Genomic DNA, 15,024 nt, shown 5'->3' with positions numbered 1-15,024 from the left:
CGGGATGTAGTTCATTTGGCTCTTGGACACTAAGTCATAAGATTATATATGAAGTCTGCTACGTATGTTTCTAAAAAAGCTGCTATGATGATTAATGGTAAGGCGATAAATATATATGATTTGATGACATTGATAAAATTAGTTTTTATCGCATAGTTTTCTTTTTTATTTTTCCTAAAAAGATTGGTAAAACGACGTGTGATCGCTTTGTTCAATAAATATAAAGCGCTTGCTAGAATACAAAAACCCATGATTTCAAATGTATAGTGAGGTATAAATGCAATCGATCCAACTATACCTTTATGTATATCAAAGTTAATAAGGAAGCCTAACATGATTCCTGGCAGAATAATTGTCACTACTAAATTTATTAGATAGAGATACGGTATAGGTAGTAAAGCCAAGATAAACATTTGTAATGGAACTTGAAAGCCATTATTAACAATATATTTCCATACTCTCTCTAGCCCATTAGCGTCACTAATTTTTTCGCTCGTACTTCCTAAATCTTTCAACTCATTAAATGAGGGATGGATAAAATAACAGATAATTGTTGTAATAATTAAGCAAATTGTAGCAATAATAAATATTTTTATAGCACGTTTAATAATATCCAAGTCGAATGATTTTAGCATAAGCAACCTCTCTTTCATCTCTTATACTAACAAACATAACATGAGCCTGGGACATAAATAATATGATGATGCTATTTTGCAAATTCGCAGTAGCTGACTGAACTGAAAAGGCGTTTAAATCAAGCTTTTTCCAGTTCTAGTCATCCTTGCGGGGGTGGGACGACGAATTTAAAAAGAATTCTGTCCCACTCCCCCTTTAACTATTTCTAGCAAAGGAGTCAAAATATATTTATCAGTCTTATTTGAAGAATTTTTCTACTATTATTTTAGAAGCGATGCCTTTTTCAAAGGTACAGAAACGATTGTAAAAAGCTTGATATTTCTCACTATATTCTTCTTGTACGTTAGCAATATTTTTTATTGATTCAATCAAGTCATCATTTGTTTTAATTAATGGACCTGGTGCTTCTTTTTCAAAATCGAAATAAAAGCCTCGTAATTTATTTTTATAAAATTCTAAATCATAGGTAAAGAATAATAATGGTTTCTTTGTATTTGCAAAGTCAAACATGACTGAAGAATAATCTGTGATGCATATGTCTGTAATTAAATACAAACCACTGATTTCTGGGTATTTTGCACCATCAATAACAAATTCTTTTAGTGATTCACTTAAATTTAACGCATTACTAATAATAATATGTGGGCGTAAAATGAGAATATAGTCATCTCCAATACTTTCTTTCAATTTATGTAAATCAAGTTTTAGATTGATGATATGTTTTTTGGCTTTATTAATTTCGTCATCCCTGAAAGTTGGCGCGTATAAAATGATTTTTTTATTACTTTCAATACCTAATTTTTGTTTGATTAATTTTTTCTTCTCAGTCAGATCTATGTTTTCAATATCATAAAAAACATCATTTCTTGGGTAACCTACCTCAAGAATTTCTTTATGATAATCGAATGCTGATTTAAAACACTTGCTTGCATATGGACTTGGGGAAATTAAATAATCCCAGTTTTTAATGGCATGATTAACTCTATTTTTATAATCTTTATCTCGTCCTTGGAATGTATCAACATCATTCAACATTTTCTTTAATGGTGTCCCATGCCATGTTTGTATATAAATCGTATCTTTATGTTTTCTAATATAGTGTGGGAAGTTTTGATTGTTTACCCAATATTTTGCTCTAGACAAGTAATAGAAATATTCAGGTGACAATCTCTTAACTGTTTTAACGTTTGAATCGTTGAATGGATAAAGTGTATTAGCAGCCCAAATGATTTGATACTTTTTATTTTGTTTCTTCAATTCATCATATATAAATTTTGGATTATCACTCACTAATTTCCCTACATTACTTTCAAACACAATTAAATCTTTTTTTACAGGTAATGAGTTTATTAATCCAGCATTAAATACTTCCATTGTTTTAAAATATTTTTTATTTTTTCTAAAACGATTCAGTAAATGTTGCGAAAGAATATCATACTTCATTTTACTTTTAACTTTACTAGTCTTTTTAAAGCTAGTAATTGCATCAAATATTCTCTCACAATTGTGTTGATCTTTATATGCAATAAAACGATTAATACGTTTCTTTAACGACGCATCGATAACAAATTGTTTCTTTTGTAAATTATCTAGTTCTCTTTCTAATGTATCTTGTGAATTAACAATGATTCCCGGTAATTCTTGTTCTATATCAATATGAGAGCCTTCTTTTCCTAGAAATTCATTTCTATCAAATTGATAATAGATGACTGGTTTATTTAAAAAACTAAAATCAAAAGCAACACTTGAATAATCTGTAATCATTAATTTACTTTCTTTTATTAGTTTCTGAACATTTACTTCTCCTTGCTTAATTCGCGTAACATAGTTTGGAACATTGAAATAATCAATAAAAGGTTGCATATTAGGATGTAAACAAAAAACAATGTCAGTACCTTTGTCAGCGATTTCTTTTAGTTGCTGACTATGAAGTAAATTGTTCATTCTTTTTAAGTATTCCGATGTTTTTAACTGATCAATACTTGTTAACCAATCTCTCCATGTTGGAATAATTAATATTTGGTTTTTAACTTCTGAATTAGGATTAAACAATTCATCAAATCTAGCTAGTCCTGTAACAGCAACTTGTTTACTGAAGAAATTCAGATCTTTTACAACTATTTCCTTTTCTCTATTAGAACTCGTGATGAATAAATCTACGTTAAAATCTTTTAACTGGTTACCATTGATATCGCACAAATTCTTTGTACCTAAAACGCCGTGTTGTAAAAATACTTTAATGGCTTTAATTTTACGTGTATAAATTTTACTAGTTGTAGGATAAATTAATTCTGGATGATGCGTAGTACAGATGTAATCTGCTTGAAGCATAATTTTAAAGTGTTCTGCTGAATTATAGAATATGACATTTCCTAAAGGCAAAACATTTTTAGCTTCTTTAGAATTTTTTTCAATAATATAATAAACAGGTTTCTCTGGGTGATGGGTTCTCATATATTTAAAGAAGTGATAACCATTGTCCTGTGCTTTATAAGATTTTTCACCAATTACCCACACTTTTTGTTTTTCTTTTTTTAAAAAGTTGAGACGCTTTGGTCTTTTTAACTCATCCACATATGTTAAATAACTATTAATATCGTATGTATTAATTCTAAAAGATAAATTACGGCCTTTCATAGTAAAATAAGGTGTCAGTGACACTATGTTCCCCTTAAACTCAGTGATGATTTCTCCTTTTAATAGCTTTTCTGCTAATATTCTAGGATTGCCGATTTTTATTTTTATATTTTCCGATGATTCTTGTACTTTGATGTTTAAGTAAATATCGATAACATCCTCATTTTCATATTCATACTTCACGAAGTCTATCAAATCTTGATAGATATCTACTGAAAAATTATAAGTGGATGTATTATTCGTTTGATTAATTTTTTCAAGATTGATATTTACGAATTTTTCTCTTGCCGTCAGTCTCGTTTTTATTAATAGTTGTACATTCTCTAATGTCGAGTTCAGTAATGCAAATTGGCCTGCTATAGATGCTTCCTTATTGTTTATTTTTATAGTATCAATGTGTCTTCTTGAAAAATATGTCTTATTTAAAGCAAGCTCATCCAGTGCTAAATGTAAAAAGCCGTTTCTAGTTATATATGGTTGTATTTTAATATTCTCATTGGCATCAACTACCACTTCAGATAAGCCTAAAACTTCAGTTTGGTTATTTATAACTTTTAAGTTGCGTTGAGTTGTTAAAATTGGCGTCGATTCTTCTACTATGATGTATATTTTTTTATTTTCATATTGATTAAACTTCTTAGCGACTTCTATTAAATCTATTTTAAAATGTAAATCATTTTTAGCGTTTTCTAAAGTGAGCGCATCAAATTCGTTTTTTATGTACAATTTTTCAATCTTATTAATAGGATTCTCAAAATAAATATGCAATATTGATCCATCTTGCTTAATAGTTTGCAAATAAACCCCTTCTTTCAACTAAAAAATCCAAGCAACATATTAATATTTTTCATTATCATCATATAAACCTACTTTTAAATCGATGTATGCGTTACAATATATAATATATTACTAAATAGTATCAATAATTTATAAACTATTTTAATTATATCATAATATATATAATGATTTCGTTGACGTTATCAAACTAAGTTTAGTGTTTACCACAATCAAAAAGGGATTGATAAAGTGAAAAAGTTATTTTTAATTTTTAACAGTGCCTTATGTTTAATGCTGTTCTTTAAAAATAGACAACTTAAGAAAGAGCACAATTTTTTCTTAACAAACATTGAATCTGAAGAAGATAAATTAGATGAAATGGGCTTATGTAAAGATAAAGATGGAAATATTCATCCAAAAGAAGAGGCATTTGAATGAACCAATTAATCTCACATATATGTAACTAAATTTTGTGTTCTAAAGTGGAATTTTTTACATAACACAAGTGGGTTAGCTAGCGTATTTTCGTTAGCTTTTTTATTTTTATGACTGTAGTAGTTAGAAAATACAGTGATTTATATTTTTATATATTATTAACTTCTAATGTTATACAGAAAACTCCTTTAACTATTTCTAGCAAAGGAGTTTTAGCAATGATTATTCAGGTCTTGGGCTACGTTTCATTTTCACATATTGAGAGATACTATAAAGCGCAATACCAATCCAAATAAAAATAAATGTGATGAATTGATGGATATCAAATTGTTCTTTAAAAACAAAGATGCCTAATAAGAAGATTAAGGTTGGGCTAACGTATTGAATAAATCCTGTTAATGATAACGGAATACGTCGTGCACCTGCCGAGAATAAAATGAGTGGTATGGCTGTAACGGCACCTGAGAACATTAACCAGAATGTGTCCATATTCGCACCCACAGATGTTTGGCTTGTTTGCCATAAGTAGATAATATAAATTAATCCGGCTGGCGCTGTTACGATACATTCAATCGTTATTCCACTAATTGCTTCGACTTGAACCAATTTTTTCAATAAACCATAAATACCAAATGAGAAGGCTAACATTAACGAAATAATTGGGAATTCGCCAACTCGAATGGTCATGTATAATACACCGATTGCTGCGCACAGAATGGCGAGAGATTCAAACTTATTAAATCTTTCTTTCAAGAAAATAAATGCTAATAAGATACTTACTAATGGATTGATGTAATAACCAAGACTTGCTTGTAACACATGCCCATTAGAAACTGCCCAAATAAAAGTTCCCCAATTAATTGTAATCACATAACCAGCAATGATAATCGCGACAAGTTGGATTGGATTTGTAAAAAGATGCGTTAGATCACGTTTAAAGGTTTGTGACTTTCTTAAAATGAAGACCATTAAAATCATGAACACCATCGAAAGTACGATACGATAGGCTAAAATTTCAAATGCACTAATTCCACCTATTAAACGCCAATAAATTGGAAGTATTCCCCATAATAAATGTGCCCCTAGCGCAAAGAGTATATCTTTTTTAAATTCAGCATTAGAATCCATCTTTCAACCTCCTAGCTGTATAACCCTGGAAATATGTAATAAGTAATATATCTATCGTATCAATAGTTAAGATTATTGAATACAAAAATTGCTCAAAATTTTAAAACTATATTATTATGTAAAATCGGGTAGTATGTAGTAAATGAATTATAAAGGAGATACAGCATGGATAAAATATTGAGTTTTTTAATTATCATGTGGATGTCAACGATTGGTTTACTTAAATTTTTATATGCTCATTTTAGTTTTCCATTATTAATTCTTTTAGTTATTTTGATATTTTATCCTCAAATTAAAAATATTCTAATGGATTTAAAGAAATTCACTTTTAATTGGAAAGATACAACTTTAGTATTTGAACGAGAAAAAAACGAAACAATAAATGACCTTAATAATCTAGTTAAACTTAAAATTAGTGAAGAAGGTAAATCCTTATTATATGAAGGACATAGAGGTGGACCCTTAAAATATCCAAATAAAAAGGATTATTTATATAAAGGTGAATTAACTATAAACAAAGACTTTTTCATGCATGAAGTTAAAAAAGAAGGTAAACTTCACGTAGTCAATGAATTATACAATTGGTATGAGATTAATCGAAATCAACATTACAATGATAATTTCAGAGGAGCAATTTTAGAAGAAAATAATCCAGTAAATATTAACGCTGATAGAGCTATAAAAAGATTTTATTTATTATGTAATGATGTAGATGATATAGACGATTTTATTAATTTAGATGATATTGATAATTATAGAATCGCTATTTTTACGTTCACAGATACTATTGAAGCTATGACAAAATATGCACAACAAATGGGTACTTAATATATTATATTTTAGACATCCCTACCTCTAACTTCACACAACCCGAAGTCTTACCCAGTGTTTTAAAACTAAAAAAGCAGTGACTTCGAGAGCCACTGCCATAAATCATTTTGTATTATTGATAGATTTTATTGCCTGATTTTCTAAACTCTTCAGCTTTTTCTTTCATACCTTCTAATTGCTCTTTATAAGAGTCACGAATGTCATGGGATAATTTCATTGAACAGAATTTCGGACCACACATACTACAGAAATGCGCAATTTTCGCAGCTTCAGATGGTAAGGTTTCATCATGGAATTCTCTAGCACGTTCAGGATCTAATGATAAGTTAAATTGGTCAATCCAACGAAATTCAAAACGTGCTTTACTAATTGCGTCATCTCGCACTGTCGCGCCTGGTAATCCTTTCGCTAAATCAGCCGCATGTGCTGCGATTTTATAAGTCACTACGCCATCGCGAACATCGTCCTTATTCGGTAAACCAAGATGTTCTTTAGGTGTTACGTAACATAACATCGCTGTGCCATGACTCGCTATTTGAGCTGCGCCAATAGCAGACGTAATATGGTCATAAGCTGGTGCGATGTCAGTAACTAAAGGTCCTAATGTATAGAATGGTGCTTCTTTACAATAGACATCTTCTAAGTCTTGGTTCTCTTTAATTTTATGCATTGGAATATGCCCAGGTCCTTCAATCATGACTTGTACATCATGCTTCCATGCAATCTCAGTTAACTCACCTAGTGTTTTAAGCTCTGCAATTTGGCTTTCATCATTCGCATCATAGATAGAGCCCGGACGTAAACCGTCTCCTAATGACACGGCTACATCATATTTATTTAAGATTTTACAAATATCTTCAAAATGGGTATATAAGAAACTTTCTTCATGATGTGCAAGACACCATTGCGCAATGATTGAGCCCCCGCGTGAGACAATGCCTGTTAAACGGTCGACAGTTAATGGAATATAATGTAACAACACACCGGCGTGAATTGTGAAGTAGTCGACGCCTTGTTCAGCTTGTTCAATAAGTGTGTCTCGATAGACTTCCCAAGTTAAGTCTTCAGCTATCCCATTCACCTTTTCCAAAGCTTGATAAATCGGCACGGTACCGACTGGCACTGGTGAATTACGAATTAAATATTCGCGAGTAGAATGGATATTCTTGCCTGTCGATAAGTCCATCATCGTATCTGCGCCCCAATGAATGGCCCATACCAATTTCTCGATTTCCGCTTCGATTGATGAAGACACAACGGAGTTACCAATGTTCGCATTAATCTTAACTTTGAAGTTCTTACCGATAATCATCGGCTCTGATTCAGGATGATTAATGTTATTCGGAATAATCGCACGTCCTCGCGCAATTTCATCTCTAACGAATTCTGGATCCACTTGTTCACGAAGCGCAACAAACTTCATTTCTTTCGTAATAATGCCGCGTTTCGCATAATGCATTTGCGTTACAACTTTATCTTTCATTGCACGTTTCGGTTGATAATGAAAAGGGTGCGCCACATAGTTCTTGTGTCCATCTTTCTTAAAGCCATTATCAATCGATTGAATCTTGCGTCCTTCGTAACTTTCAATGTCCTCACGTTCCACAATCCATGAACTTCTAAGTTTAGGAAGTCCTCGATTAATATTTACCTCGTAATTCTCATCGTGGTATGGACCTGCTGTGTCATATACAACGACAGGTTCATTCTTGAAAGAGCGATTCTCAAGTTGCGTATCCGACAATTCAATTTGTCGAAATGGTACTTTGATATCAGTGTCTTCTCCTTGTTTGAAAATACGTGTGCTTGCTGGAAAATTCTTTTTAAATTTAATTAATTCTTGTTTCATATACATAACCTTTCTAAGACGCTAGGGTTATCTCAGATGACTGATATAAAATTGCGCACAAAAAAACATTCAGCTAAACACTGAATGCATAAGAAAATAAGCGAAAGTATATTAAACAAATGTATGTATCTCAACGTATTAAAGTAGAACACGGAAGAACCAAGTTCCTTTAATACCTCTTAGTTTAAATGTACTCACTTGCTTCCCTACGCTAGTACTAACTAGATCAGGTAAAAAGGGTTGGAGCCTTAAACTCCTTTCAGCCACTTAAAGCACCCCTAGCAGATGATATTGTATTACAAGCATAATTATACCAAACGTGTCATATTACTACAAATTAAGATTTGTTGTGTACAGAAAAAACAGTGACTTTATTAGCCACTGTCAAAACTTCGCTTATCCACCAAAGAATAAGTCAATAATGTCACTTGTTCTATTATTATCGACTTTATAAAACTCTGTATAACCACAATTTTTACAAGTAATTGTCTTAAAGTTGTTATGTTGTACATCAAACATCTTTGATAAACCTGAACCTGTTGCAGATAACGTGCCTTCTTCCACTTCCGTATGACCACATTTTACACAACCATTACCTTGATTCTCAGACATAAAATCACTCCTTAAATGACTTCTTATCATTCTTATAACCTATAATGCAATGTTTAAGCATTAAACCTTAATACAAGTCTTTACGAACTCTTATAAAGCGCGATTTAATACTCTTTATTAAAATATTATCTTCAAATCAACGCTAGTAAATAATACTTTAATTCTTCTCTTTGCGATTAGTGTAATAAGCGTGAACAAAAAATGCTACTTGCATAAGCGCCAATAAAATGATTGATGCTGTGAGTGATACGATAATGAATTGGCTGTCTGAATGATTATGCGCTCTAAATAATTGGCCAATGATGTTGGGTAGGCAAACGATGAACGCAATAAGTGCGAATATTTTTTGTTTAACGATAAAGCATGCAATCATCACTATTGCGAGTAATACGATGCCTAATATAATACTTTGTGTTTGTGATAAAGTTGCAATTGTATAAATTGGGTAATGCTTTGAGATATAGGTACTTAAAATCATAAGTCCAAATATGATTGCGCCACCTATAAATGCAAATAGATAAACTTTCTTTTGCTCGCCGTATTTAATAAAGATTTTTTTCAAAAGAAATAGCGGAGCTATAATACTTATTACGAATATGAAAATCACGTTTAAGATATAGCTTACCGTTAGCGAGAATTCTTTATCAAATAAGTCCGGAATCGTGTAGATTGCGAACATAAAAATTGCGAAATAAGTAAGATACTTAGGTAAGCCTTTAGTAAAACTCATTTCTTTGGAAAAGTTATCTGCATACTCTTTCACAGGCGTGTTTAAAATACCGCTAACATCATCGCCATTTTGCTCTGCTGTTTCAAAGTGATCTTGTAATTCATCACCAATTGCATGTACTTCTTCTTCGTCTTTACCTCTAAATAATAATTCAGCTTTCAGTTTAAACAAGTAGTCTTCTTGTTCTTTACTTAGCATCTTCATCACTCTCCGAATAAATTATTCATTCCTGAGTTGAGATAACTCCATTTTTCTTTAAAACGTTGTAACTCTTCTTTGCCACTTTCAGAAATAGTGTAATACTTACGTTTTGGTCCGCCGTTGTCTGATTTGCGAGTAGTTGTATTCACATAGCCTTTTTTACTTAATCTCAGAAGCACTGGATAAATACTACCATCGCTTATTTCAGGAAACTGATTTTCTTTTAATTTCTCTAAAATTTCATAACCATACGTTTCGCCTTTTGCTATAAGTCCAAGTATTGCGCCATCTAAAAGCCCCTTCATCATTTGATTGGATACTGACATGTCATCACCTTTTTATTAACTATCTTATAATATAAGATAGTATATTATAAAAAAGAAGTCAACTATCTTACGTTAAAAGATAGTGACTCTTAAATAGTTGCTAAATTGCAGTTTATTAATTTTTATTGGCTCTTACTTTCAGTTTTTAAAAAGATGAAATAAATTTTATTTTTATCTTATAAAAAATATATACAAATGCGTTAATAGGATTATACTAGAAATGTATCACATAGAATTCCATATATGTGATGAATAAATATATGAAGGTGATGCCATGCTAGCAATGCTAGCCGTGTCCATTGTAGCTAGTATAATTAGTCATTTAGTGATTAAATTTTTAGATAGTTTAATCGCTAAGCTAATTAACACGTTACATAAGTGACACAACAAAAAACCCCCAGCAGCTTTGAGGAGCCTGGGGGCTTTTTCATGCTAGTAATGCTAGTTATGTATATATTATATTTCATGTTGTGTAATTTGTAAACTTAAAATCATAATATTATCCCAACTCACCCCTTACAATGAGATTTTAAAGGCATATTATAAGTAAAATAAAAAGGCAATTTCTATCGAAGCTCAATAGAAATTGCCTTGTGATATATATGCGTTTGTTATGTGTTTAGTTTTGTGTAAATGTTTCGATGACTTCTTTGATGGCTTTGTCCCAATATGCATAATCATGTTTCCCTGGGCTTTCTCTGAAGTCGTAGTTAATACCTTTGTCATCGAGATATTTTATGAAATCTAAGTTATCTTGATAAAGTTCGTCTTCGGTCCCACACATAATAAGTAGTTCTGGTAAATCTTGTTTGTTATTAACTGCTTGATCTACTAAATGATATGGATCAAAGTCAGTCCCTTTGACGTCTTTATTTTCACCGAGAATAGATGCTGGTGAGAAATCATAGTACTCATAATCTTTAAGCATTGTAACGTCAAACGGTGCAGAAAGGATGCCTGCTTTCGCGAAGCGCTCACTTTGTGTGAAAGCAAATTTTGTTGTACCGAAACCGCCCATTGAGTGACCAGCGATAAAGTTGTCTGCGCGATCTTTAGATAATGGAAAGATTTGATGAACATAATCATAGACTTCCATTACATAATCATAATAACTATGTCCATATGCCATATTTGTATAGAAACTATGATCGGCGTCCGGCATGATAATGGCAAGTTGATGTTCATTCGCATAGCGTTCAATGCTAGTATAACGTTTGTACGAATGTGTATCGCTTGATAAACCGTGTAACACTAACATTGATTTTAATGGGTTTGCCTCTTCATCTTTTTTAAAAAAGCTTTCATCTTCTGGTAAGATAACGTTTAATGTTTGATGTTTACCAATTGTTGTTGATAAATAATTCAGTTCAATTAATGCCATGTGAGGATTCCTCCTAATCATTCATTATTATGTTGCTGGGTCTAACTTTTTCTCAAGTAAGCGTAAAAGAACGTCGATTAATACAACGATTACGACAATAGGAAGTGCACCAGCAAGGATAAATAAGGTACCGTCTGTTGCGTTAGTACCACGAATGACCACGTCACCTAATGTTGGCGCGCCGATAAATGAACCAACGGCAACTACACCGATTGCAACGACTAATGCAATACGAATACCGCCAATAATAACGGATAATGATAATGGCAATTCAATCATTCGTAATACTTGGTTACGCGTCATGCCCATGCCTTTACCAGCATCTCTAATGTTGGCATCTACACCTGTTATACCCGTATATGTGTTTTTAATAATTGGTAATAGGGCATAAAGGAACACGGTAAATATAACGGTATTCATACCTAAACCAATACCGAGCATTAAAATCGCTAACATTGCAATGACCGGTACTGTTTGAATAATGTTGGCAATAGTGATGATAACACCTGATAATTTGCCAAAACGTGCAATTAAAATACCTAATGGAATACCTATTAAAGCAGCGAATAATACACCATAGACTGACATTAAGAGATGATTAACGAATAGTTCCCAAAGGTAGCCAAAGTTTGTTTGATAATAATTAATTAATTGTTGAAATAAATTACCTTCCATTATTTTTGACCACCTTTCTGTTTATTGTCTTCATCGTCGAAATAATTGTGTTTCTTCAAGAAGTTTTCTGCAACTGTAGCAGGTTCTTGACCTTTACCGTCTGCTAAGTAGTTTAATTTTTGCATTTGTTCAGTTGAAATTTTATCTTCTAATTTCTTAATGATTGGTTTTAATTCAGGTTTTTCTTTTAATAATTCGTCTGTTGCTAGTGGACTGGCATCATATGGTGGGAAGAATTTACGATCATCTTCTAAGACTTTTAAGTCATATGCTGCGATACGTCCATCTGTTGAGTAACCTACTGCAACGTCTAATTGTCCTGCATTTAAAGCATCATAGACTAAACCAATTTGCATTGGTCTTACTGTTCCAAAGTCCATGCCATATTCTTTCTTGAATCCAGGATAACCGTCACCTTTACGGCTCATCCAAGCGCTATCCATACCGATGCGTAAGTCTTTGGCATGTTTTTTCAAATCTGAAACCGTTTCAAGGTTATATTTTTCCGCTGTTTCTTTGGTTACCATTAATGCATACGTATTAGCAAATCCGTATGAGTTAAAGAATGTTTGATCATATTTATCTTTAAAGCCTTTTTTAGTTGCTTTCATTGCTTTGTCAGGATCTTTAATTGGATCTTCACCTAAGGCACCTGTCAAATCTGTACCTGTATAACGCGTACCTGACATATTTGCTTCACCACTTGTAATAGCATTATGTTGAATAACACTTGAACCTAAGTTGTTAATCAACGTTGGTTGAATTTTACCGTTTGTGTCATGTTCAATAAGTAATCTCAGCATATGTGAGATGATTTGCGATTCACTTGTGCCTAAACTTGTAATTCTAACATCGTCATCTGAATTACTGTTTTTCAAACCAGGTAAATTACATCCAGATAACACAGTTAGAGACAATATTAAAACTATGATATATTTTTTATAATTTTTCATAATGTCCTCCTTCATTTATTATCTGGAAACTCTAAGTCCTTTAGGGACCACCCATTTTTCAATAAGAGATAAACAGAAGTCTACAATTAACGCGAGTGCTGTAACTAAAATCGTACCGATAATAATCATTGCAGGTTCATATAAACTTAAACCGTTGAATATAAAGTCACCAAGACCACCTGCACCGACGTAACTGGCTAGTGTTGCCCAACTGATAACATAAACAGATGATAGACGAACACCACTTAGAATCATCGGTAAGGCTAACGGTAACTCTACGTCTTTCATTAATTGAACGCCTGTCATTCCCATACTACGTCCTGCTTCACGAACGTTACCATCAATATTTTGTACGCCAATAACCGTATTATTTAAAATTGGTAAAAGTACATATAAGAATAAAGCTATAATCGCTGGCGTCTTGCCGACACCGAATAACGGAATCATTAATGCTAATACGGCTAATGTTGGAATGGTTTGTAATATTCCGGCAATCGTTAATGCAATCTTAGAAAGGCGTTGTGTCTTTGATAACAAGATGCCTAAGGGTACTGCGATAATAATCGCGATTAAGAGTGAAACGACAGAAATGTAAAGATGTTCTAACGTTTTAGAGAATAATGTGCCTGCGTTGTCAGCTAAAAATTGCATCATTGTTGTTCAGCTCCTAAAGATTCAGGCTCAATAATGCCATCCTCTGAAGTTGACGCCGTTTCATCCTCTTCTCCCCAGATACTGTCATAAACAATATCTACTAAGTTTGCTCTAACTACTAAACCGACAAGTGTACGGTTGTCACTGTCTACTACTGGTACGTTTCTTACATTGCGTTTAAGAATCGTACGTACAGAGTCTTGCAATTTACTATCAATTCTGACGCTATAAATATCACGTTGCATTGTGTCGATTAACTCTTGTTGACGACGTAAGCCTTGGTTAATATCTTCAATATCAAGATAACCTAATAAGTGATTGTCATTGTTCACTACGAAAATGGTATCCACTCTACGTTCACGCATAATGTTTACTGCATCGTTTAATGATTGATCAACGTGTACTGTGACGGGTTTTACCATTGCATCTTCAACTGTACGGATATTTGGACGGTCTTGGATTAGACGATTTTGACCGATAAAGTCACGTACGAAATCATTAGCTGGGTTTCTTAAAATATTGTCTGGCGAATCATATTGAACGACTTTACCGTTTGTCATAATACAGATTTTATCTGCTAATTTAATCGCTTCGTCCATATCATGCGTAACAAAGATAAAGGTTTTACCCAGTTGTTTTTGTAATTTCTTAACTAAGTCTTGAAGTGTATCTCTTGTGATAGGGTCAAGCGCGCCAAATGGTTCGTCCATTAAGATAATGTCTTGTTCAGCGGCTAACGCACGAACAACCCCGATACGTTGTTGTTGACCACCTGATAATTCAGATGGATAGCGATCTAAATATTCCTCTGGTAAATCAGCTAATTTAATAAGCTCTTTTGCTTTCTCATCTTTTTTCGATTGTGACCATTTTAATAATTTAGGTACTAAAACAATATTATCTTTCACTGTCATGTGTGGCATTAAGCCAATTTGTTGAATCACGTAACCAATGCTACGACGTAACTCAACAGGGTTCATTTGACGAATACTCTTACCATCAATAGTAATGTCACCTTCTGTTGCTTCAATCATGCGGTTAATCATACGTAATGCAGTCGTTTTACCACTACCGCTTGTACCGATGAACGCAACAAAGTCTCCTGATTCAATATCAATATTCATATTGTCTACAGCTTTCTTTCCACCTGCATAGACTTTCGATAAGTTTTTAATACTTAACATTTGTCCATTCCTTTC

At 32.6% G+C, this 15,024-nt stretch carries 14 protein-coding genes and 1 riboswitch; of the genes, 2 read left to right on the top strand and 12 right to left on the bottom strand.

The window, feature by feature from the left end:
• Nucleotides 1-29: 29 nt before the first annotated feature.
• Nucleotides 30-635: a stage II sporulation protein M gene (locus LIX58_RS05140; protein ID WP_154837021.1), complete on the bottom strand. Its 606-nt coding sequence runs from the start codon at nucleotides 633-635 to the stop codon at nucleotides 30-32.
• Between the two features lie 238 nt (nucleotides 636-873).
• Entirely contained in the window at nucleotides 874-4,071 is a 3,198-nt protein-coding gene (locus LIX58_RS05135) for a CDP-glycerol glycerophosphotransferase family protein (protein WP_226386138.1), read from the bottom strand.
• A gap of 228 nt (nucleotides 4,072-4,299) precedes the next feature.
• On the opposite strand from LIX58_RS05135, the gene LIX58_RS05130 reads away from it, so the two are divergent.
• On the top strand, nucleotides 4,300-4,488 hold the full coding sequence (locus tag LIX58_RS05130) for a hypothetical protein (protein WP_126564711.1): 189 nt from the start codon (nucleotides 4,300-4,302) through the stop codon (nucleotides 4,486-4,488).
• 219 nt (nucleotides 4,489-4,707) lie between these two features.
• On the opposite strand, the gene rarD is transcribed toward LIX58_RS05130, so the two are convergent.
• Nucleotides 4,708-5,613, bottom strand: coding sequence for an EamA family transporter RarD (gene rarD / locus LIX58_RS05125; protein WP_126564712.1), 906 nt, complete (start codon nucleotides 5,611-5,613; stop codon nucleotides 4,708-4,710).
• Nucleotides 5,614-5,778: 165 nt separating this feature from the next.
• Here rarD and LIX58_RS05120 point away from each other — a divergent pair, with 165 nt between their 5' ends.
• Nucleotides 5,779-6,441 carry a hypothetical protein gene (locus LIX58_RS05120; RefSeq protein ID WP_154837015.1) on the top strand — a complete coding sequence of 221 codons (663 nt, stop codon included), beginning with the start codon at nucleotides 5,779-5,781 and terminating at the stop codon, nucleotides 6,439-6,441.
• 115 nt (nucleotides 6,442-6,556) lie between these two features.
• Here LIX58_RS05120 and thiC read toward each other — a convergent pair whose 3' ends face one another.
• The 9 genes from thiC to LIX58_RS05075 form a co-directional block, all read right to left on the bottom strand.
• On the bottom strand, nucleotides 6,557-8,293 hold the full coding sequence (gene thiC / locus LIX58_RS05115; protein WP_126564714.1) for a phosphomethylpyrimidine synthase ThiC: 1,737 nt from the start codon (nucleotides 8,291-8,293) through the stop codon (nucleotides 6,557-6,559).
• Between the two features lie 186 nt (nucleotides 8,294-8,479).
• Nucleotides 8,480-8,583, bottom strand: a riboswitch (TPP riboswitch).
• A 106-nt stretch (nucleotides 8,584-8,689) separates the two neighbouring features.
• Nucleotides 8,690-8,905, bottom strand: coding sequence for a zinc ribbon domain-containing protein (locus LIX58_RS05110; RefSeq protein ID WP_126564715.1), 216 nt, complete (start codon nucleotides 8,903-8,905; stop codon nucleotides 8,690-8,692).
• Nucleotides 8,906-9,062: 157 nt separating this feature from the next.
• The gene (locus LIX58_RS05105; protein ID WP_154837013.1) at nucleotides 9,063-9,833 is read right to left on the bottom strand and encodes a hypothetical protein; all 771 of its coding nucleotides are present in this window, start codon (nucleotides 9,831-9,833) and stop codon (nucleotides 9,063-9,065) included.
• Nucleotides 9,834-9,838: 5 nt separating this feature from the next.
• Entirely contained in the window at nucleotides 9,839-10,162 is a 324-nt protein-coding gene (locus LIX58_RS05100) for a PadR family transcriptional regulator (RefSeq protein WP_126564717.1), read from the bottom strand.
• A 619-nt stretch (nucleotides 10,163-10,781) separates the two neighbouring features.
• Nucleotides 10,782-11,543: an alpha/beta hydrolase gene (locus LIX58_RS05095; RefSeq protein WP_126564718.1), complete on the bottom strand. Its 762-nt coding sequence runs from the start codon at nucleotides 11,541-11,543 to the stop codon at nucleotides 10,782-10,784.
• Nucleotides 11,544-11,570: 27 nt separating this feature from the next.
• A complete protein-coding gene (locus LIX58_RS05090) occupies nucleotides 11,571-12,218 on the bottom strand; it encodes an ABC transporter permease (protein WP_126564719.1) in 648 nt (215 codons plus the stop codon).
• Nucleotides 12,218-13,171 (bottom strand): osmoprotectant ABC transporter substrate-binding protein, encoded by a 954-nt coding sequence (locus tag LIX58_RS05085; RefSeq protein ID WP_126564720.1) that lies wholly within the window; start codon nucleotides 13,169-13,171, stop codon nucleotides 12,218-12,220. The genes LIX58_RS05090 and LIX58_RS05085 overlap by 1 nt, the downstream gene beginning before the upstream one ends.
• An 18-nt stretch (nucleotides 13,172-13,189) precedes the next feature.
• Nucleotides 13,190-13,825, bottom strand: coding sequence for an ABC transporter permease (locus tag LIX58_RS05080; RefSeq protein WP_126564721.1), 636 nt, complete (start codon nucleotides 13,823-13,825; stop codon nucleotides 13,190-13,192).
• Nucleotides 13,822-15,009 carry a betaine/proline/choline family ABC transporter ATP-binding protein gene (locus tag LIX58_RS05075; RefSeq protein ID WP_126564722.1) on the bottom strand — a complete coding sequence of 396 codons (1,188 nt, stop codon included), beginning with the start codon at nucleotides 15,007-15,009 and terminating at the stop codon, nucleotides 13,822-13,824. The genes LIX58_RS05080 and LIX58_RS05075 overlap by 4 nt, the downstream gene beginning before the upstream one ends.
• Nucleotides 15,010-15,024: the final 15 nt, after the last annotated feature.

The sequence above is a fragment of the Staphylococcus sp. Marseille-Q1834 genome, assembly GCF_916858875.1.
In the GTDB taxonomy this organism is placed as follows: domain Bacteria; phylum Bacillota; class Bacilli; order Staphylococcales; family Staphylococcaceae; genus Staphylococcus; species Staphylococcus pragensis.
The sequence above is the reverse complement of the archived record's forward strand: the minus strand, read 5'-3'. Positions and strand labels throughout refer to the sequence as shown.